Source organism: Armatimonadota bacterium, assembly GCA_022563855.1.
Classification (GTDB): Bacteria; Armatimonadota; Fimbriimonadia; order Fimbriimonadales; family Fimbriimonadaceae; genus JADFMN01.
In genome coordinates, this window is sequence record JADFMN010000007.1 from 11,561 (window position 1) to 31,318 (window position 19,758).

Sequence of the window (19,758 nt, forward strand, 5' to 3'; positions counted from 1 at the left end):
GAAAACCCTGCCTGCGCCCTGTGCAATCAACCGAACGAAAAGGCCGATCTCCGAGCCGGAACTGAGGCTCAAGCGACGTGCAATTATACCTTTGCGAACAGGCGACGGGCGAGCATAGGGCTGTCGGTCCCAAAGACGAAGGTTGGTCGCTCGCCGTTCGACCGCCTGTATGCCAAAATGACCCACGGCAACCAGCCGGGAAAACCTATGGCCGAAGTATCTATCAAGATTCCACAGATTGGCGAAGGCTTGCAGGAAGCGCGCCTCGTCGCAACCCTCAAGCAGCCTGGGGACAAGGTGAAGCGGGACGAGCCGATCTACCAGATGGAGACGGACAAGGCGGTCATGGACGTCGAATCTCCGTATGAAGGCACCCTGGTCAAGTGGGTCGCCTCCGTCGACGAGATCTTGGCGATCGGCGCCGACGTCGCGATCATCGAGACTTCGGACAAGGTACAGGAAGAGGCAAGCGACCCTGACCGGCCCGCAGAATCCGCTCGGGTAGCCGCCACCACAACTTCCGCTACAGCCGGAGGCTCGCGGCGACGCGACATGCCGCCGCGCACTCGGGCCTATGCGAAGGAGAAGGGGCTGTCAGACCAGGATCTGGCGAAAATCCCCGAAACCGGCAAGAAGATCATGCCGGAAGACGTGGACGCCTTTCTTGCAGGCGCAGGGGGCGAAGGGTACTCCGAGCAGCAGATGAGTGCTGCTCAGCGCCTGTTGAGCTCCAGGCTGGTGCGCGGATCGCAGCTCGCGGTCCCCGGAACCGAAACCATCGTCAGCGACTGGTCGCACATCGAGAAATTGCGGGCGGAGATCAAGGAGAGCGGCGACGAGTTCTCCCCGTCGTCGTTTACGATGTTCGCGTTCGCCGTCGCTCAGGTGATGGGCAAGCATCCTTATTTCCGGTCTACGATCGTCGGCGACTCTACGATCCGCACCTACGACCACGCCAATCTCGGCATTGCGGTGGCGCTGGAGGGCGATCAGCTGGTGATCGCGAAGATCGAAGATGCGGACACGCTTGGCTGGCGCGACTTTGCAGACCGAATGCGCGAGCGGATCGACCACGCGCGCGCCGGCAACGACCAGGCGGACGCATCCATACCGCTCACGATCACGAACATGCAGAGCTTTGGGCTGCGCGACGCGGTCGCCGTAGTCGTCCCGCCTAGCGTCGCGACGCTGTTCCTGGGCGAGGCGTACAACGGCCTGGATCAAACCGTCAGCAAGCTGAAGCTGCAGCGATGCGCCAATATCGGATTGACGTTCGACCACCGCCTCATCAACGGGGTCGGCGCCGCACAACTGCTGACAGACGTCCGGTCCAACGTTGAGAACATCCGAGACCTTTTGGGCGGCTGAAGATGAAGCCCGTCATCGGTATCACCGCGGCCCACGAGCTTGAAAAGGGTCCCAACAACGACGGCGACGGTCGCGTGTTCACCAATCGGCTTTACTGCGAATGCATCGCCGCAGCCGGAGCGGTGCCAATCATCATCCCTCATCAGGCCGCGATCGAGGACGTGATCCCGCTGATAGACGGCCTGCTGATCCCTGGCGGCGACGATATCGACGCCGCGCACTTCGGCGAGGCAAACCACTCGAAGGTCAACTTGGCCGAACCGGCCCGATACCCGTTCGAAGCCAGCTTGCTCAAGAGCATGCCGGAGGAGGCGCCGATCCTGGGCATCTGCTACGGAGCGCAGGCGGTCAACATCTTCTTCGGCGGGAACCTCGTCCAACACATCCCCGACGTAACCGGCAACGATTCGCACAGCGCGGGAACGGTGCAGAGTTACCGGATAGAGCCCGACAGCCGCTTGTGCGATATCGTCGGCAAATCGACCGCCGAGGGCAAAACGTACCACCATCAGTCGAACGACCGACCTGGCGACGGGCTCCGGGCCGTGGCTTGGAGCGACGACGGAGTAGTGGAGGCGATCGAGGGACTTCAGCGGTGGATTCTCGGCGTCCAGTGGCACCCTGAGCGCACGCCGGAGAGCGAGGATACGCAACGGATTTTCTCCGAGTTTGCCAGGCAGGCTCGACAGTACGGAGCGTCCAGGCGAGCATGAGACTCTTGGTCAACGGCACGCCGCACGATCTCGTTGTCAGAGACGACGTCCGCGTGTCGCGCGAAGGGGACCGGCTGATAGTCGAGTCACCGGAGGGCACATCGACCGCGTTGGCTATTCGATCCGGCGACCGAACATACATCTCGTATCGCGGGAGGCAGTTCGTCGTCGGCAAGGCGCAGCGGACGAGGAGCCGCGCGGTTGGACCAGGTGACGGCGAGATACGAGCTTCGATGCCCGGACTGGTCGTGCAGGTGCTGTTAGAGTCGGGCGCAGAGGTGGCGATGGGCGACCGGATTCTGGTCATCGAAGCGATGAAGACGCAGCTGCCCATCGTCGCTCCCTTGACCGGCGTCGTCGAATCGGTGCGCGTGAAAGTCGGTCAGCAGGTGACTGAGGAACAGGTTCTCGCGATCATCGTCGAATAGGCGGACAATCAGATAGAACAGCTAGCCGGTTGGCACTTGTGATACCGCCGGTGAAGGCACGAAATACTGCCAAATTGAACACCCGTAATATTACCGGCTTGAACCTGAGAACCGCTCATCTGCTCCCAAGAATGATCCAGAATGCGTTGGTCGCGCTTGACTACGAAAGACAGTTCCATCGGTCGGACAATCAACATTGGATGTCACCGAATGACAGGCAGTAAAGAAGTGAGAAAATATACTCTTACCGCTGTAATTGGAGTCAGCGCTTTGATGGGCGTTACTTCGGCCAGCGCGGCCATCACGTTTGAGTTCGATACAGTAATCGCAGGAGACCCACAAGGGGGTCCTGTGTTTGCGACTCTGCTGATCGAGGACAGCGGAGTTGACACCGTTTCGCTCACGCTCAGCCACACCGCAGATCCAAACGAGGCAGGCGGCCAGTCGATCAAGACACTGCTCTTGAACGTCGAACCTTTCGTTGCGGGCACAGTGACATCAGGCAGCTCGAAGTTCGTGGGCTACAGCTTTAGCGAGAACGGCAAGACAGATTCAGGTGCGATGTTCGATCTGCGGATCAATTTCGACACTGCATTGAGCAATCGTTTCTTGGCTGGTGACACCGTTGCCATGACTGCCACAGGCGCAGGCTTAACGGAGAACAGCTTCAATGCCTTTTCTGAAGAAGTTCCATACCTAGCCATGATCCATTTCATCTCGATCCCACCGGATCAGGATTCAGGAAAGGTCGTCGCGGTCCCTGAGCCAGCGAGCCTTTTCGCGCTAGGGCTCGGGGCAGTTGTGCTGCTTCGCCGCCGCAAGAAGTAGTGACGACAACTGTCCGATCGGAGGAGCGTCAGGCTGTTTTGCCTGACGCTCGGCAATTCTACACATCGACCTGCAAGAATCGAATCGTGCCAAGGATCGTCGAGGTCGGTTCATTGCGCGTAGAAGTCGGTCAGCAGGTGGCCGAGGAACAGATTCTTGCAACCATCGTCGAATAGGCGGACGATCAGATAGGATAACTAGCCGATTGGCACTAGCGATACTGCTGGCAAATGCCCGTAATACTGCGAGATTGAACCTGAGACCGGGCCATCGGCTCCCGTCGTGATACAATGTCCGGTGATCGCGATTGACTGCGATAGACAGTTCAGCCGGTCGGACAATCTACATTGGGTCTCACCCAATGACAGCGAGGAAAGAAGTGAAGAAATATCTTTTTTCCGCTCTGGTTGGAGTGAGCGCTATATTTGGCGTTACATCGGCCAGCGCGGCCATCACGTTTGAGTTTAATACAGTAATAGCAGGAGCCCCGCAAGGGGGCCCGGTATTCGCCACTCTGCTGATCGAGGACAGCGGTGTTGACACCGTTTCGCTCACGCTCAGCCACACCGCAGATCCAGGCCAGGCAGGCGGGCAGTCGATCAAGACTTTGCTCTTGAACGTCGATCCTTTCGTCTCAGGCACAGTGACCTCTGGCAGCTCGAAATTCAAGAGCTACAGCTTCAGCGAGAACGGCAAGAACGATTCTGGTGCGATGTTCGATTTGAGGATCGACTTCGACACCGCAATGAACAACCGTTTCTTGGCGGGCGACTCGGTTGCGATGACTGCCACCGGTACGGGCCTGACGGAGGATAGCTTCAATGCTTTCTCTGCTGGAGTTCCTTACCTAGGCATGATCCATTTCATCTCGGTCCCACCGGATCAGAATTCGGCAAAGGTCGTCGCGGTTCCTGAGCCGGCGAGCCTTTTCGCGCTAGGGCTCGGAGCAGTTGTGCTGCTACGCCGCCGCAAAAAGTAGCATCGGCCTTGTCCGATCGGAGGAGCGGAGTCTCATGCAAGAAAGCCTGAGGCTCCGCAATCCTGCTTTTCGACCTGCCAGAATCGAAACGTGCCAAGGATCATCGAGGTCGGCCCCAGAGACGGACTGCAGAACGAGTCGCAGCCTGTCTCTACCGAGCTGAAGCTCGCGTTCATCAAGTCCCTCGCCAGCGCTGGGCTTGCCGAGATAGAAGCGACGAGCTTCGTTTCACCCCGCTGGGTACCCCAACTCGCCGACGCGGGCGATCTCTGGCCGCAGCTTCCCGATGGGCCGCTTTACTCTGCTCTTGTCCCAAACGCTCGCGGACTAGAAAGGGCGGTCGAATGCGGCGTGCGGCGCATTGCGATTTTCACCGCGGCAAGCGACGCATTCACCGAAAAGAACATCAACATGAGCGTTGACGAATCGCTCGCTGTTTTCGCGGATGTGATCAGCCAGTTTCGTGAATCGGTTTCTGACGGCTGGGTGCGCGGATACGTGAGCACAGCGTTCGAATGCCCATATGCAGGGCGCATCGAGCCAGCCCAAACGGCCAGAGTGTGCGAGAGCCTGCTCGAAATCGGAGTGAACGAAGTCAGCATCGGCGACACGATCGGCGTCGCAGGCCCGAGCGAAGTCAAGCAGTTGGCAAAGTACCTCGCGGGGTCGGTGCCGCTCGACAAGACGGCGTGGCACTTTCACGACACGCGCGGGACGGCGATCGCCAACGTAGTCGCGGCACTCGACCTGGGTTACACGGCGTTCGACTCTAGCGCAGGCGGCCTGGGGGGCTGCCCATATGCGCCCGGCGCGGGCGGCAACTTGGCTACGGAAGACTTGGTCTATCTGCTTGAGCGCACCGGAGTGAACACCGGCGTTGACATGAACAAACTCGCGCGCGCTAGCCTTGATATCCTGGAGGCTCTTGGCCGCCCTGCATCTGCGAAGGCTCAGTTGGCGGCGCTGGCCCCGCCGGTTGAGTAGCTGCGCGGTAGACGCCGTACGAAGCGAGAGATACCGCGAGTACCGCCACGCCGATAGAGGCCAAGACCTCCTGCCTCTCCATCTTGAACTCCTTCCGATTGACCAAGAGCACGACCAGACCGATCGGCACCAATGCCGGAAGCATACTGAGAGAAAATGGCCCGATGGCCGTCTCTGGCCCCAGATAGATGACGATCAGCAAGTAAGCCAGCAGAACGGGAATCAGCCATTGCACCGTCCTCTTCGCGCGCATTCCGTATCGGAACATCAAGGCGAAGAACGTCGCCGAGAAAAGCAGATCGGCTGGCCCGATGTATGCAAGGTTCTGAACCGTACCGGTAGCGGCCCCATCGACGTTCGCGCTGGGCACGGCCATGAGGAGCCGGCGCACGAGCTCTGGATTCTCGCGGAGGAAGCTGAACATCGGCGCCGACGGATTGAACACCAGGTAGATGTCGAAGCCGGCTAGAAAAATAGCGACAGGCACCATCATGTTCTTGTCCTTGATCCCGAGCGAGAGCAGTGCGCCTAGGCCCAGGCACCAGACCAGTATTCCAGCCTGAGCGATGGCAGAGACGGCGACGATCGCAAGCCCCGAATCGGGAAGCGAACTCACGGTGATCTCGCCTCCTGCGTGTGCCAGCGCCCCCACCAAGAGGAGCCCGATCGCCAGCCCCGGCTTCCACTCGTGCGACGCTGCGCGATACAGCCCGTAGATGGCAAGCCCCAAGAACAGAACGGTGTTCAGAAGGGAAAGCGCGGGCGCGACGCCGACTGGCACTGCGATATACGCAAGCGCAATACGAAGCAGGAAAAGAACAGCGACAACTGCAAAAAAGTGAGCGAGCCCTGAACGGTTAGCGGACATACGCTTCGTCCTGGTGCACTGGATGCGTACCAAGCGCGGTCGAATACACTTCCAACACGCGATCCGCCATCGCCGGCATCCCGAACTGTCGGCTGATGCGGCGGGCCCCCTCGCTCAACCGCATGTAAAGACCGTCGTTCGACAGCAGTTCCGCCAGCTTTGCCGCAATCGCGCCCGACTCGTTTCGGAGCAGATACCCGTTGACGCCTGACTCGACCGCCGAGCCCGCCCCGCCACCGCGAACGACCAACGCCGGCAGTCCGTAGGTCATCGCCTCTGCAATGACCAGACCCTGCGTCTCCGTCATCGACGCGAACGCAAAGACGTCAGACGCCGCGTAGTACGTGTCAACTTCGTGCCGAGCTACGAATCCCACGAACTTGACTCGGTCTCCGATCCCAAGCTCCCGGGCCATCCGACTGAACTCCTGCCTCGCGGGGCCGTCTCCCACCAGCCAAAACTGTAGGCGTGGGTCGTCCTTGAAGGAGGACACCATGGCCTGAAGAAGCGTGCCTAAGTTCTTCTCGTGAGCGATCCGCCCAACGTAGAGCACGATTCTGTGCTCCGCGGGGATCGAGAGCTTCTGCCTCGCCTCAGACCTGTCGATCATCCTCGGCGTCGGGATGCCGGTTGCGATGACGGTGATCGGTCGCTTGACCGAGTGTCGCACCAGCCACCGCCTCGACGCGTCGGACGGAGTGATGACCTGTTGGACTCGATTGTAATAGTAGTTCGTGTGCTTCGCGATACGGTATCGCACGTACCGCCTCGGGGCGAACGGAAAATAGTACGCATACTTGTCGTAGTGCGTGTGGTACGTCGCGACGACGGGGATGCCGTGCGACTCCGCCCACCGAAGCCCGACGAAGCCGACCGTGAACGGCGTGTGACAGTGGATCACGTCGAAGTTTTCACGGCGGAAGTCGCGCAGCCACGGATAGAACGGCGGTACGGCGAGCGGATAATCCTTGCTCCACGGCGTGCGGATCGAAATAAACCTGTGGGTGTTCGGGTCGATGTCGACGTGGCCGGGATACCTCGCGGTAAAAACGTGGACCGAGTGTCCGCGCCCGCGCAGCTGGCCGACGAGCGCATCGATGCTGACGGACACTCCGTTGAGGATCGGAAGCGCGCTGTCAGAGAACAGCGCTATGCTGAGCGGTCGGCCTGACAACAGCTAGCTCTCCGGCAATCTGCCGTGCTCCTGGACGTGTTTGGCGACCGATGAAAGGCGGAAGCGGCGCTGCCCGCCTTTCGTCCGATGATGCTCCAGCCAACCGCGATTCGTGTACCGCCTGACGGTGGCAGGGCACACGCCGAGCAGCCGGCTCACTTGCTCCAGCGATAACTCTGGATCGACCAGCTTTCGGATCAGCTCCTGCCTGGTTTCCCCGAACTCTCTGCTGTAGTAGTGAGACGTGACCTCGTCGTCGAAGAACTTGGCGAGAAACTCCAGGTTTTTCGGCAGGTTGGCCATCATTTCCGCCAGTTCCGGATCGATCGCGGCGACCTGATTCCCCTGTTTCGCGCTCTGCATCCGAGGCCTCGGCGCACTGAGCTTCGTCCGGCGGAACCGCCCTTTGGGCTTTTCACCCTTGCTGCGGGCGACTTTACCGTTCTTTACATCCTTAGTCGACGATCTGTCTAAGAACGAGCCCTCAATATAGTCCAATGGGTCAACGCTTTTTGTCTTCGCCATGAGTCTCCGCCACGACAATCATAACACTTGCAACGCAAGAAACACACCGCAAGTCCGATTTATTTGATCAGCATGCAGTCGCCGAAGCTCAAGAACCGGTATTTCCCGACGACCGCTTGCTCGTACGACGACATAACCTCTTTCCTGCCGGCAATCGCGGAGATCATCATGAGCATGGATGTCCGGGGCATGTGAAAGTTGGTCAGCATCGCATCGACGATCAGGAAGTTGTATCCCGGCGAAATGAAGATCTTGGTCACGGTCTCCCCCGGCGCAATCGTCTTGGGCGCCGTCGCAAAAGCCTCCAACGTTCTCGTCGTCGTCGTGCCTACCGCGACCACTCTTCCTGCGCACTCCGATACTGCGCGTGCAGTCCGCTCAGAGACCGAACACCGTTCACCGTGCATTTGGTGATCCGCGACTTTCTCAGCGGTCACCGGGCGAAACGTGTCGACGCTAACGTCGAGCGTGACTGTCGCGGTCGCAACTCCTTTTTCACGCAGCGCGCTCAGCAGTTCGTTCGTGAAGTGCAGACCGGCAGTCGGAGCGGCGGCGCTCCCATCATGCACGCCGTAAACCGTCTGGTACCGCTCGGGGTCTTGGAGCGCGGTGTGGACGTACGGCGGCAGCGGCATCAGTCCGACCTCGCGCATCCTCTGTTCGGCTCGCGGCCCATCGATGTGCAAGAGCTTCTTCCCGCCCCCGAGGTCTTCGACGATTCGTCCAACCAGTCCGCCGTCGAACGGAACCTCGGCGCCGGGCTTCAGTTTCTTGCCCGGTCGCATGAGCGCAACGTACCGACCGTCGCCGCGACTAGAGAGAATGAGCGCTTCTACGCTGCCCCCCGTCGGCCGACGACCCAGCAGTCGCACCGCTGAAACTCTGGTGTCGTTCACGACCAGCAGATCACCCGGCTCCAGCAGATCGACGATGTCCCGGAAGTGACGGTGCTGAACAGCGCCGGAGGTTTTGTCGAGCACGAGCATCCGCGATGCGGCCCGATCGTCCAACGGGGTCTGGGCGATCAGCTCTTCGGGGAGGTCGTAGTCGAAGTCGCTCAGCTTCAACTACCGAGCACCTCCTGGAGCTGGGACAAGCTTGTGATGACGGAATCAGATCGCTCGTCTCTCTCGCGATCGATGAGAAATCCGCGCATCCCTACGTTCCGTGCGGCCTGCAAATCGTCGATCGGGTTATCTCCAACGTGCGCCGCATCACCGGGGTCGACGCCGAGCTTTTCGAGCGCTATGTGGAACAGGGCGGGATCGGGCTTTTCCACCCCCTCCTCGAGCGATGCGATCACTACCTCGAAGTAGTCGGACAGGCCGAACGAGCGCAGCGCCCGGTGCAGCGAATTGTCCCAGTTGCTGATAACAGCCAGCCTGAAACCGCTCTCCGTTAGTCGATCAAGACACGGGACGACGTCGTCGTAAACGGAGAAGACTTCGGAAGAATCGCCGAACAAAAGGTTGTTCGCCTCGGTGATAACGTCGTCCGCGCGGTCCGCGGGCATGCCCGCTTCGAGCAGCCAGTCGGCGGTCAGCTCGCGCCAAAACCCGGCAAGAACCGCCTCGTCGCGCTTTAGATTCAGCTCCTTGAACTCCGGCCAGCGCGAACCCAGCTTGCGATCGTATATCTCGCCGGCGACCTGGCGGTCGAACTCGAGGCCCGCCAGCTCTGCACTGCGGACGGCCAATCGTGTTGGCTGCCAGTCCACTTTCATCAGGGTCTGGGCACAGTCGAACGTGACGACCTTGGGCGCCGTCATCGTAGCGCCGCATCCAAAACTAGCTTCCGCATCCCGATCCGTCCCTAACTCGGTATCTTACTGCGCTCCCGCCGAGTCTGAGCCGAACGCAGCGCTCAAGGGTCCCGCAATATCCAGATCGCAGTAACAGCATAAGCTCTGAGGCGATACACTATTGATCATGAGAAGGTACGCAACGGTGGTCCTGGTTGTTCTCGCGGTCCTGGCTTCAGCAGCCCCGCAACGAACGTTCACCCTTATTCGAACTCTAACGTTGCTGGAAGTATCGGTCTACGACTTGAAGGTATCGATCTCCGCAGAGGACCTCGGGCAACCAATCACTTTCAACGCGAAGCTGCACGAGCAGGTTACAGACATCAAGGAGGACGGATCGTACGTGATCGCGTCGAGCCAAACTGATCAGCACCTGTTCGTCGGTGGGGTGGAGCAGACTGGAGTTCAGGACGAGCCGCCCGTACTGACGATATTCACGCGTTCAGGTCTGCCGATCAACGTGGCAGGTGAGTCAGCGACACCAAGTACGCTCCGGCTTGCGATCATCAACGCGATCATCGCGCCGCCGAAACCGGTGAGCGTCGGCTCCGGGTGGGCGATCGAGGTCGAAGCAAACAAGGAGACGGGGGCCGTTAGCGCCGAAATTCGGTACAGGGTGACAGGCATCGAGAAGATCGGCGACAGAGAGGTGCTCGTCGTCACGGTCAAAGGCAAAGAGCTAACCGGCGATGACCCAGCCAGCAGCGACGGCACAGCGTGGATCGACACCAGCACGTTTCAAATCGTCAAGGCGGTCTCGACGCTTAAGAACGCGCCAATCGGCTACTTGTTGGTCGATGCGAAAGTCGAGTTTTCGCTGACCGAGGAGTGACGCTCAGGCTTCTGACGCCTTGAACCGCCGCTTGCGAACTCCGCGAAGCTGGAAGCAGTTTCGGCACCTCGCCTCATACGCCTCGGTCGCGCCAATGAGGATCACCGGATCGTCCTTGTGGGCGGGCTTGCCGTCGATCGTGCGGTAGGTGTGGCTGGCGGTCGCGCCGCACTTCATGCAGATCGCCCGCAGCTTCACGACCTCGTCTGCGATCGCGAGGAGCGTCGGCATCGGTCCGAACGGCCGTCGGCGGAAGTCTTGGTCAAGCCCAGCTAGAATGACTTCGCGACCGCTGTCTGCGAGCTCGCACACGAGATCGGCGAGCGAATCGTCGAAGAACTGCGCCTCCTCTACACAGATGACGTCGGTGTCTTGCTTGATCGCATCGCGCAACTGCTGTACCGTTGCCACCGGCTGCGCCTCGTGATTGACGCCCATGTGGGTCACGACCATTTCTTCGTCGTACCGGCTGTCTATCTGAGGCTTGAACACCTGCACCTTCTTTTGTGCGTACAGCGCGCGGCGGGCGCGGCGGATCAGCTCCTCCGACTTCCCGGCGTACATGCTGCCGCACACGACCACGATCGAACCTGGCTGTTTCATTCGTTATCCCGCTCGAACATCTCGCTCATCTCGCTCGATATGTCATCGTCCATCGCTCGCCCGACCTCCGCCACGGCATCTCCGACGGCTTGGCCGTCGTCAGGGTCAGTCCGCTCCAGGGCGTCGGCTGCGCTCTCCACGCGCTGAGTCTCGTCCTTGCCGGTACGAAAGCCGCTGACGAGCTTCTCCAGATCAAGAGACCCGCAAGCGGTGCACGCCGGGGGTTGCGAATCTGCGACGACTCCCGACAGCTCCGAGAACTTCTGCCCGCACGACTTGCAACGGTATTCGTACAGCGGCATCGCGTTCAGAGCATACCGTCGCAACCCGGATATTTCTAACAGCGAGGGCCGCCCGGACGGGCGGCCCTCGCAAGTGCGGTTACGCGACCGTACTAATCTTCTAGTCTGATCTTGTCGGCAGTGAGAACTCCCTCGAGGTACGTTCCCTCGGCATCGACCACCGCTCCGGTCGTCAACGCCGCGAAAAACGCTGCCTTCGTGATCGTATCGCCGTTCAGCGCTCGGTAGACGGTGCTCCCCGTCGCCTGGATGACAACTTCTGCGCCGAACGTGCCTTCGAAGCCGAACCACTCAGTGAGGTCGATCGTGACGGTTCCGAGCGCTTCGTTCCACGCGGTTGCGTACCCCTCGGCATCATCGTGGTTGTCTCCGCTGCCATCGGCTGACCTGAGCTTGACGCGGTCGGCCATGATCGTCCCGTCTAAGAACTCGCCGTGCACTTTCACAATTCCGCCGTTTTCGACCTCGGCGAAGAACTGCGTGGAGGTCCAATCTTCGCCGTCCGGTCCCTCGAAAGTGGTGAACCCGTCGGTCGTCACGTTGATCCCCGATCCCTGAGAGCTGGAGAAGCCGGACCACTCCTGGAGCGCCAGCACGAACGTGCCCAGGTCGGTGTCGATGTTGCTCGCCGTGCCTCGGGCCTCTGCCTCGTGCTCGCCGCCGCCCTGGAAGTGCAGCTTCATCTTCGTGGCCGTTATCGTGTTGGATGGCTCGTCATAGGTGCCCTCGACCTCGACTTCGAGCGGCCCACCGTTGAGCAGCGCGACCATCTCGCCAAGCGTCATCGAGATGCCTGACTTGGTGGAGAAGCGAGTGGACTGGCTGATCTCCACGTGCACGATCCCTTCTGTCGGGACAAACCCTTCTGCTTCTCGGATCAGCACGTCGAACGCGAGGTTCGCCTCGACGAAGTCCTGTGTCGTGCCCTCGACTTCAAAGTCGTCGTCGTCGCCCAGATCGCCGTCCTCGATCTTGATCGAAATCGCGAGAATCCGCTCGTTGACCGGGCTGAACGTGCCGGTCACTTCAACCCGCTGGCCGTTCGCCAGAGTCGGGCTGGCCGATCCGTCCTCGTTGTACACGACGGTGTCGGTATCGGTCACGACGCTGAAGGATCCGCCCTCGGGTCGGTTCAGCGTAAACGTCAGGCTCGACGCCGTGCCGCTCAGGCCGACGACCGTGCCGTGGTAGTCGTCCTCCTCGTGACGCGACTGGTCGTCGAGGCCAGTTGTCGATCCCTCGGTCAAGACGGGCGTGACGACGGTGAGGTTCTTCGTCCACTGAGACAGGTCGAAGTCGATCACGATAGTCTCGTCGACCGGAAAGGCAAACGGCCCACCGAACATGAACGAGATGCGCGTTTGATCCGCACCAAAATCGAACGCCGGATCGAAAGTGCACGCCTCTCCGGACGTCAAACCTGTCGGTACGAGCGTGAGGTCCCTGCCGAGCGTGACCCGCATTGCGATGTACTCATCCGCTGCGAGCGGGCCGGTGCCTACGTAGAGGAAGCGAGCTGCGCCGTCGCTCAGGTTGGCAAGATCGACCACTACTCCGTCAGCGCTGGTGAAAACGGAGGTGTTCCCACCGGCTCCGTCGGTTATCTCAACTTGGTAAACGGTCACCCAAACTTGATCAAAGTCGTCGCTGAAATCGTCGGTTAAGAATACGTTCAGCCCGGCAGCGCCGAGCGATCCACCACCCCCGCCACACCCTGCGAGAACGAAGACGATGGACAAGATCGCCGTCAAAGCGGCGAAGATTCGGAAGCGACTTAAGCGTTGCATCGGTGTTTCCTGACTGATCCACTTGGGTTGCTGTTAACCGTAGCTATCAGTATGTGAATTGGTTCGTGCTACCAGTATGACGTTTGTCATAGTGAGGGGAGCAGCAGACATTCTCCCTTTCGGAGCCCACGTCTTCAATCTGTGAGCGCGATTGCCTTCTAACGTTGATCTCGGTGTGCTCACAGGGATTCTCTACCGGCACCGGCCAATGAACACGCCCGTGCCAGTGCCGGCAAAACCGGTAAACTCGTCGTTGTTCCAGGTCAGAGGGCGGATTGAGAGCCTGACCTTACGTTCCCCGCCCACTTTTCCGACCTGATAGGCGGTTTCACGGTTTGAAAAAGAAAAGTACCGCGCGGACGACTAGATCAAGGAAAAAAGTCGTCAGCGTCCCGAAAAGCATAGAGATCATCGTCAACTGTTCCAGTCGGGAGACTCGCATCGCTGTATTAGAAGACAAGCAGCTGATGGAGTACCGAGTCGAGCGTGAGGAGCGCGTAGTGGGCAGTATTTTCAAGGGAATCGTCCAGAACGTGCTGCCAGGCATGGATGCGGCGTTCGTCGATATCGGGCTTGAGCGGAACGCGTTCCTGTACGTAGCCGACATCATTCCGGACGACTCAGGCGACTCCAGCCCAGCAAGCGTCAGGCGCAGCGAACTGAGACGACGAAAGATCAAAGAGCTCATCCGGCCCGGCCAGGAGCTCATGGTTCAAGTCACCAAAGGTCCGCGTGGGACGAAAGGCGCTCGCGTGACGACGAGAATCTCGCTGCCCGGGCGGTACGTCGTCATCATGCCAGAGGGCAACCACCTCGGCGTTAGCCGCAAGCTGGAGGATCGGAAGGAGCGCGAACGGCTTCGAGCGATCGGTGAGAAGCTGATTCCTGAGGGTTTTGGGCTCGTCTTGAGAACCGAGTGCGAGGGGAAGACCCAAACCGAGCTCAAGGCAGATATTCAGTTCCTCAAGCAGCTCTGGGGGCAGGTCATGGAGGCGGCAAAGCACCAGCGGGCGCCAGCCGTCGTCCACAGGGACCAGACGCTGCTGTACCGGACGATCCGCGACGTGTTCAGCGATCAGATCACCCGCTTGGTGATCGACGACCCGGAGGAGTACGAAAAGGTGAGCCTCGTCGCTTCGATGGTGGCGCCCAAGCTGAGGGAAAAGATTCATCTCTACGACAAGGATGAGCCGATATACGACCACTACAAGATCGAACAGGAGCTTGACCAGCTCTTGGAGCACAAGGTTTTCCTGAAGAACGGCGGCTCGCTGGTAATTGACGAAACTGAGGCGCTGACCGCGATCGACATCAACACCGGAAAGCAGGTCGGCACGAAGTCGCTGAGCGATACCATCCTGAAAACGAACATGGAGGCCGCCGTAGAGGTCTGCAGACAGCTGCGGCTGCGGGACATGGGCGGCATCATCGTGATCGACTTCATAGACATGGAGGACGCGGCCCACAGGAAGCAGCTGCAAGATCACTTTTCGGCCATCTTGGCCAGGGATCGAGCGCGCACGAGGGTTGGCCGGATCTCTTCGCTCGGACTGATCGAGATCACGCGCAAGAGAACTGGCGAAAGCGTGACCGAGGCGATTACCAGCCTATGCCCGATGTGTGAAGGGAGAGGCCGGATTCCGAGCGGCGACACGGTCACGCTCTGGATCGAACGGGAGATGAGACGCATGCTCCACGAAACGGGCAGCGCGTTCTTCATCGAATGTCACCCGGACGTCGTTGAGTGCCTCATCGGAGCTGACGGCGAGAGCATCGAGCATCTGGAGCACGAGCTGCGCCGTGGGCTATACATTCGTGCCAGCTTCGATTTTGGCTATGAGGAATTTGAGATAGAGTCAGGCAATATCGAGGATATGGATCGCGAGCACATGGGGTTCCGGCGTGCCCAAGTCGTCGAGTGCAACATCCGCGGCTCCGCAGACGAGAGCCTCGACAAAGCGATCGGCTGGACTGATGACGGCTATTACGTCGAGTTGGACTCCGCATCAGAACACATCGGCCAAAGAATGAAAGTCGTGCTGCAAGACACCAAGCGCGCGTTTGCCGTCGGCGACGTCATCGTGCCCGGGATCGCGAGGTCGAGATAATCGTTCTAGCGAATCTGCGGCCAATGACTTCATAATAATCTCTGATGGCGAACGTTGTCGAACTCTGGAACGAGGTCTTGCCCGAGATTCGTGATGGTGTCACAGGCGTTGGCGTCTGGACTGCGCTAAACGGTTGCAAGCCAATAGTGCTGGAGGACGGAACACTGGTGCTAGGGCTGGGTCACGACGACAGCGACCTTATAGGCCACCTGCGCCTGCCTCGCACCCGACAGGTGATCGAGACCGTCGTCGGGCGCGAGCTGAAGGCCAAGGTGACCCTGAGGGTCATCAGCGGTGTTGGCCAAGAAGACTGGGAGAACGAAAAGCGCGGCGACGTCGAGCGAGAGAAGCTACAGGCATCGACGCACAAAAGAGTCACCGCCGAGGCGGTTGCAAGGAAAAGTTGGGACGGCCTGTACGAACTGTTGGGCAAGAGGTTCAACGAGATGTCGAACCGCACTCTGCCACAAACTCGGGCGCGGTATTTCCTCGATGCCGTAGAAATCCTCGCGGACGCGCTGATCGAAACGCCGGTCGCGGACGAATTGGAAGAACGAAGCTTCGCCCGGTGCATCGAGCGCGTGTCCCAATACAGCGACCTGCCGAGCACGCTGGTAGCCATGAGGGTGCTCGAAAAGGCCTTCGAACAGTGACGCCGTACGTCGTCGTGCTCGGCTCAGGCACCAGCAATGGCGTCCCAATGCCTGGCAAAACGTACCCGGAGGCGTTTCTTGCCAACCCCAAGAACCATCGGACGCGACCATCGATCGCCCTGCGAACGGACAGTGGCAACGTTCTCGTTGACTGTGGCCCCGATTTTAGGATGCAGGTCTTGCGAGAGGGGATTCGGTCCCTCGATGCTTGCCTGATCACCCATTCCCACGCAGACCACATCATGGGGATGGACGACCTCCGACCGTTCGGCATTATCAGCGGTCGCCCGATCCCGATCTACGCCGCCCCGAGGTACCAACAGGACATCCGGCGAGTCTTCGGATACGCTTTCCAAATACCCGAACCGGAGATCGACCTGCCACGGTTCACGCTCCACGATGTGCCCGACTGCCTCGAAGTCGTCGACTTGACGATTCGGTCGGTCTGGGTCGAGCACGGCGACTTGCCAGTTCTCGGCATCCGCGTGAACGACTTCGCGTACGTCACCGACGTCAGCCATATCCCTGACGAATCGATGTCAAAGCTCTCGAATCTTGAGTGCCTGATTCTGGACGCCGTAAGGTACCGGCCGCACCCGAATCACTTCCACTACGACCGGGCGATCGAGGTCGCCGAGGAGATTGGGGCCGCCAAAACCTACTTCACACACCTCAGCGACGACTACGATCACGACGAGGTGAACGGGCAGCTTCCGAACGGCGTCGAACTCGCGTACGACGGTCTTAAGATACTGCTCTAGGTTTTCAAGGAGAGGAATCTGAGAAAACTCTTCAGGTTTGGCCTCAAGAACTCCGTGGTTTTTACCAGAATGTCTATTGGAGGGCTTATCCGCAAGCCCGTCCGCTAGGTTGATAAAGATGCCGCAACTCGTCGCAGGTCTCCTGGCTCTCACGGCTCTGGCAGCGAGCATTCTAACGCAAACAGACGCCGTAACGACGCTGGTGCGGGGAGCGGGAGCGTACGTGACGGGCATGGTGCTCGCAACGATCTGGACGTTCGTCGTTGCACCGCCGCGCGCAAGCGATGAAACTGACGAGGATTCAGATGACGATTTCGCAGATGACGAGGATGACGAGGTAGAGTCTGACGACGCCGAGGATGAAGATTCCCTGGCTGACGCGGCTTAACCGGAGCGAGAAATGCCACTGACACAAGATCAGCTTCAGAGATCGTGGGTTGAGTTCAAGGTCTACAAAGACCCTCAGGCCCGCGTCTCACTGATCAACCACTACTCCTACCTCGTCAAGATCACGGCTGGCAGGCTCGTAACGACCTTCCCCGGCGGGCTCGACCGGGAAGACTTGATCGGCAACGGCGTCATCGGACTTATCAAGAGCGTGGACCAGTACGATCCGACTCGCGACGTGAAGTTCGAGACTTACGCAATCGCGCTCATTCGCGGCGCCATCCTCGAAATGCTGCGAGACCAGGACTGGGTTCCACGATCAATTCGCGAAAAGATGAAGGCTGTGACCAAGGCCCAGCGAAAGCTCGAGCCTGGGTTGGGTCGCGAACCTACCGCAAGAGAGATCTCTGAGGAGATCGGTATGGTCGAGCACGACGTCAGCAACATCTTGGTGCGCATGGGGCGCACCAACGTGTACAGCCTGGACGACGTGGTGGGAGGCACCGGAGGAGGCGACGAGAGCATTCGGTTCGTCGACATGATCGTCGATTCGGCTGCCGACACTGAGGAGCAGTCCGAAGGCCGCGAGCTGCGGCGAATCCTGGCTGCCGGAGTCGATCGCCTACCCGACCGCGAGCGATTGGTCGTCGGCCTGTACTACTTCGAGGGACTGACCTTCAAAGAGATCGGCAAGGTGCTCGGAGTCAGCGAGAGTCGCGTCTACCAACTGCACACCCAGGCGATGGGGAGGCTGAGGAGCTTCATGCAGGAGCAAGGATCCGCGAACGTCAGGTGAGGATGAGGCATGGCCGAATTCGACGGAGTTGGCAGGATCTTCCGGAAGGGACCAGACGTTCGCCCGGACAAGCACAAATCTGTTTCTCGGACTGACCGAGAGAAGCGGCGAAAGGAGGAGGGCAAAACCAAGGATGAACCGCACGACACCGTCGAATTGCACGCCGATGACGATGCGCCCGAGGATGAGGCGGCAGAGTCCGCTTCACATCAAGACCAACCTGAGGCGGAAGAGGGATTCGACATTTCCGCCTAGCCAATCGGCACGGAATTTGCACCTTCGCCTACCGCGCCAGTTGAACCTAGCCGAACGCGCCTCTGGTAGCATGGTCGCACAAAAACCGATTCTGGACAGCCTATGAAACGCTCTATGAAACGCTCATTTTTTCTAACGCTCGCCGTTTTAGCGCTCGCCTCGATCATCGTGGCCTTGGTTTTCGTCGGATGCGGGGGTGGATCACCGAAAATCGCGACGGTACAAGGCGCTGCTATCAGCCAAGAGGCGTTCCTTCAGCACATGAAGACAAAGGCGATGGTCCGCGTCGTGCTGAGCAACGGCCAGGTTGTGGAGCTTCCGATTGCCGATACAATGGCGTTCCAAACGATCCAGGATCTGATCACGCAGCAGATCCTGCTCCAATTGGCGGAGGACGCAGGCCTGCTGCCAGACGAGGATGAAGTCGAGGCCGAGATCGAGTTCAGAAAGCGGCTCAATCCGAACTTTGTCGATAGCCTGCGATCTAGGGGCTATACGCAGTCCCAAATCAGGAGGGAAGTTTCCGTCGATCTTGCCCGAGAGCGACTTCTCACCAGGGGAATCGTAGTCACAATAGACGAGATTGAAACCTTGATCAAGGAGCGGCCCGAGCAGTTTATGGATCCGGCGACGATCGATATGTACTACATACTCGTGACGTCGGAAGCAGGCAAACAGAACGTCGATGCCGCTCTCGCCAGCGCACGAAAGTTCAAGGACGTTGCGGCGAAACTCAGCGAAGCCCCGAACGCGGCCAGGACCCAGGGCAGATTCCCCGAGCGGCGACTGGATCAGCTTAGTCCCGCCGTCCGTGAACTAGTAGAGGCCACTCCCGTCAACGGCATAACCGAATGGTTGCAAATCGACCAGAATTGGGTGATGTTCCTGATCGAAGGCCGGACCGCCGCTGCGCCGATCGACATGACTGACGACCGCAAGGAGTATGCGCGAAGGCAGATCGCGCTCGGACGCGGAAGGTTGGCGAACGATCTCACCGCTGAAGTCGGAAAGCGGCTCAAGGACGCAGAAGTCGAGATTTCGGCAGACGAGGAGTCGATCAAGTCCTCGTTTGCTAGATTCCAGGAACAGTTGCAGGCTGGAGACACGGCCGGAATTAACGTCGGCACTTCGCCCACCGAGGACTCGGTAGACAGCTCTGAGTCAAGCGACTCAGACGATGGCGACGAGTCCAGCGACGGCGGCTAGCCAGCAGCGTCTGCTGCGTCGCTCTTGCCGTTAGCTTGGATGAGCCCTGACAGCTCCTGGACGAGCCGCTCACATTCAGAGCGCGAAAACTCCTTTGTATTGATGAACTCTTCGAGGTCGTCTGCAAGACTGGCAAAGTCGGGCGACTGCCACGCGCCGAGCGGCTTTTTCTTCGAGTCTAGCTTGACCAAGGATAGGCGGTAGCCAACTCGCTTGGACAGTCCGTCGTCCCAGCGCAGGCCGATCTCCACCAAGTCGGGAATCGACGTATATACGCCTACAACCTCTGATCGCCCCTGTCCGTCAATCTGCTCCGTAACCCAATACAACTTTCGAAACTTCATTGTTCCTCTCGTGCACCCATGCAACCCACAGGTCGAAACCAGGCGGAATGGTACCA

The 19,758-nt window shown here is 59.6% G+C and carries 23 protein-coding genes; 14 read left to right on the forward strand and 9 right to left on the reverse strand.

The window, feature by feature from the left end; translation table 11 throughout:
- Positions 1-207 precede the first annotated feature (207 nt).
- The 6 genes from IH944_09565 (at position 208) to IH944_09590 (ending at position 5,300) form a co-directional block, all read left to right on the forward strand.
- A complete protein-coding gene (locus IH944_09565; protein ID MCH7904798.1) occupies positions 208-1,368 on the forward strand; it encodes a 2-oxo acid dehydrogenase subunit E2 in 1,161 nt (386 codons plus the stop codon).
- Positions 1,369-1,370: 2 nt separating this feature from the next.
- Positions 1,371-2,081 (forward strand): gamma-glutamyl-gamma-aminobutyrate hydrolase family protein, encoded by a 711-nt coding sequence (locus IH944_09570; protein ID MCH7904799.1) that lies wholly within the window; start codon positions 1,371-1,373, stop codon positions 2,079-2,081.
- Positions 2,078-2,509 carry a hypothetical protein gene (locus IH944_09575; GenBank protein ID MCH7904800.1) on the forward strand — a complete coding sequence of 144 codons (432 nt, stop codon included), beginning with the start codon at positions 2,078-2,080 and terminating at the stop codon, positions 2,507-2,509. Before IH944_09570 ends, IH944_09575 begins: the two co-directional genes overlap by 4 nt.
- Positions 2,510-2,737: 228 nt before the next feature.
- Positions 2,738-3,337, forward strand: coding sequence for a PEP-CTERM sorting domain-containing protein (locus IH944_09580; protein MCH7904801.1), 600 nt, complete (start codon positions 2,738-2,740; stop codon positions 3,335-3,337).
- 379 nt (positions 3,338-3,716) lie between these two features.
- Entirely contained in the window at positions 3,717-4,316 is a 600-nt protein-coding gene (locus IH944_09585) for a PEP-CTERM sorting domain-containing protein (GenBank protein MCH7904802.1), read from the forward strand.
- 90 nt (positions 4,317-4,406) lie between these two features.
- Positions 4,407-5,300 carry a hydroxymethylglutaryl-CoA lyase gene (locus IH944_09590; GenBank protein MCH7904803.1) on the forward strand — a complete coding sequence of 298 codons (894 nt, stop codon included), beginning with the start codon at positions 4,407-4,409 and terminating at the stop codon, positions 5,298-5,300.
- Here the strand turns inward: IH944_09590 and IH944_09595 are convergent.
- The 5 genes from IH944_09595 to IH944_09615 all read right to left on the reverse strand — a co-directional run bounded on the left by IH944_09595 (position 5,218) and on the right by IH944_09615 (position 9,635).
- Positions 5,218-6,168 (reverse strand): hypothetical protein, encoded by a 951-nt coding sequence (locus IH944_09595; protein ID MCH7904804.1) that lies wholly within the window; start codon positions 6,166-6,168, stop codon positions 5,218-5,220. The two genes, IH944_09590 and IH944_09595, sit on opposite strands and share 83 nt — an antisense overlap.
- A complete protein-coding gene (locus IH944_09600; GenBank protein ID MCH7904805.1) occupies positions 6,158-7,342 on the reverse strand; it encodes a glycosyltransferase in 1,185 nt (394 codons plus the stop codon). Before IH944_09600 ends, IH944_09595 begins: the two co-directional genes overlap by 11 nt.
- A gap of 3 nt (positions 7,343-7,345) precedes the next feature.
- The gene (locus IH944_09605) at positions 7,346-7,645 is read right to left on the reverse strand and encodes a helix-turn-helix domain-containing protein (GenBank protein ID MCH7904806.1); all 300 of its coding nucleotides are present in this window, start codon (positions 7,643-7,645) and stop codon (positions 7,346-7,348) included.
- A gap of 281 nt (positions 7,646-7,926) precedes the next feature.
- Entirely contained in the window at positions 7,927-8,934 is a 1,008-nt protein-coding gene (queA, locus tag IH944_09610; GenBank protein ID MCH7904807.1) for a tRNA preQ1(34) S-adenosylmethionine ribosyltransferase-isomerase QueA, read from the reverse strand.
- A complete protein-coding gene (locus IH944_09615) occupies positions 8,931-9,635 on the reverse strand; it encodes an HAD-IA family hydrolase (GenBank protein ID MCH7904808.1) in 705 nt (234 codons plus the stop codon). The genes queA and IH944_09615 overlap by 4 nt, the downstream gene beginning before the upstream one ends.
- A gap of 160 nt (positions 9,636-9,795) precedes the next feature.
- Between IH944_09615 and IH944_09620 the strand changes: the two genes are divergently transcribed.
- A complete protein-coding gene (locus tag IH944_09620; protein ID MCH7904809.1) occupies positions 9,796-10,500 on the forward strand; it encodes a hypothetical protein in 705 nt (234 codons plus the stop codon).
- Between the two features lie 3 nt (positions 10,501-10,503).
- Here IH944_09620 and IH944_09625 read toward each other — a convergent pair whose 3' ends face one another.
- The 3 genes from IH944_09625 to IH944_09635 all read right to left on the reverse strand — a co-directional run bounded on the left by IH944_09625 (position 10,504) and on the right by IH944_09635 (position 13,192).
- Positions 10,504-11,103 (reverse strand): thymidine kinase, encoded by a 600-nt coding sequence (locus tag IH944_09625; GenBank protein MCH7904810.1) that lies wholly within the window; start codon positions 11,101-11,103, stop codon positions 10,504-10,506.
- Positions 11,100-11,405, reverse strand: coding sequence for a zinc ribbon domain-containing protein (locus IH944_09630; protein MCH7904811.1), 306 nt, complete (start codon positions 11,403-11,405; stop codon positions 11,100-11,102). Before IH944_09630 ends, IH944_09625 begins: the two co-directional genes overlap by 4 nt.
- A 92-nt stretch (positions 11,406-11,497) precedes the next feature.
- Entirely contained in the window at positions 11,498-13,192 is a 1,695-nt protein-coding gene (locus IH944_09635) for a DUF4382 domain-containing protein (protein MCH7904812.1), read from the reverse strand.
- A gap of 335 nt (positions 13,193-13,527) precedes the next feature.
- Between IH944_09635 and IH944_09640 the strand changes: the two genes are divergently transcribed.
- From IH944_09640 to IH944_09670, 7 genes are all read left to right on the forward strand, one after another.
- Positions 13,528-15,300 carry an Rne/Rng family ribonuclease gene (locus IH944_09640; GenBank protein MCH7904813.1) on the forward strand — a complete coding sequence of 591 codons (1,773 nt, stop codon included), beginning with the start codon at positions 13,528-13,530 and terminating at the stop codon, positions 15,298-15,300.
- A 44-nt stretch (positions 15,301-15,344) separates the two neighbouring features.
- A complete protein-coding gene (locus IH944_09645) occupies positions 15,345-15,953 on the forward strand; it encodes a hypothetical protein (GenBank protein MCH7904814.1) in 609 nt (202 codons plus the stop codon).
- A gap of 47 nt (positions 15,954-16,000) precedes the next feature.
- The gene (locus tag IH944_09650; protein MCH7904815.1) at positions 16,001-16,714 is read left to right on the forward strand and encodes an MBL fold metallo-hydrolase; all 714 of its coding nucleotides are present in this window, start codon (positions 16,001-16,003) and stop codon (positions 16,712-16,714) included.
- A 118-nt stretch (positions 16,715-16,832) separates the two neighbouring features.
- Positions 16,833-17,102 carry a hypothetical protein gene (locus tag IH944_09655; protein MCH7904816.1) on the forward strand — a complete coding sequence of 90 codons (270 nt, stop codon included), beginning with the start codon at positions 16,833-16,835 and terminating at the stop codon, positions 17,100-17,102.
- A gap of 12 nt (positions 17,103-17,114) precedes the next feature.
- On the forward strand, positions 17,115-17,897 hold the full coding sequence (locus tag IH944_09660) for a FliA/WhiG family RNA polymerase sigma factor (GenBank protein MCH7904817.1): 783 nt from the start codon (positions 17,115-17,117) through the stop codon (positions 17,895-17,897).
- 9 nt (positions 17,898-17,906) lie between these two features.
- A complete protein-coding gene (locus IH944_09665; protein MCH7904818.1) occupies positions 17,907-18,152 on the forward strand; it encodes a hypothetical protein in 246 nt (81 codons plus the stop codon).
- A 114-nt stretch (positions 18,153-18,266) separates the two neighbouring features.
- The gene (locus IH944_09670; GenBank protein MCH7904819.1) at positions 18,267-19,358 is read left to right on the forward strand and encodes a SurA N-terminal domain-containing protein; all 1,092 of its coding nucleotides are present in this window, start codon (positions 18,267-18,269) and stop codon (positions 19,356-19,358) included.
- Here IH944_09670 and IH944_09675 read toward each other — a convergent pair.
- Positions 19,355-19,702: a hypothetical protein gene (locus IH944_09675; GenBank protein ID MCH7904820.1), complete on the reverse strand. Its 348-nt coding sequence runs from the start codon at positions 19,700-19,702 to the stop codon at positions 19,355-19,357. The genes IH944_09670 and IH944_09675 overlap by 4 nt on opposite strands.
- Positions 19,703-19,758: the final 56 nt, after the last annotated feature.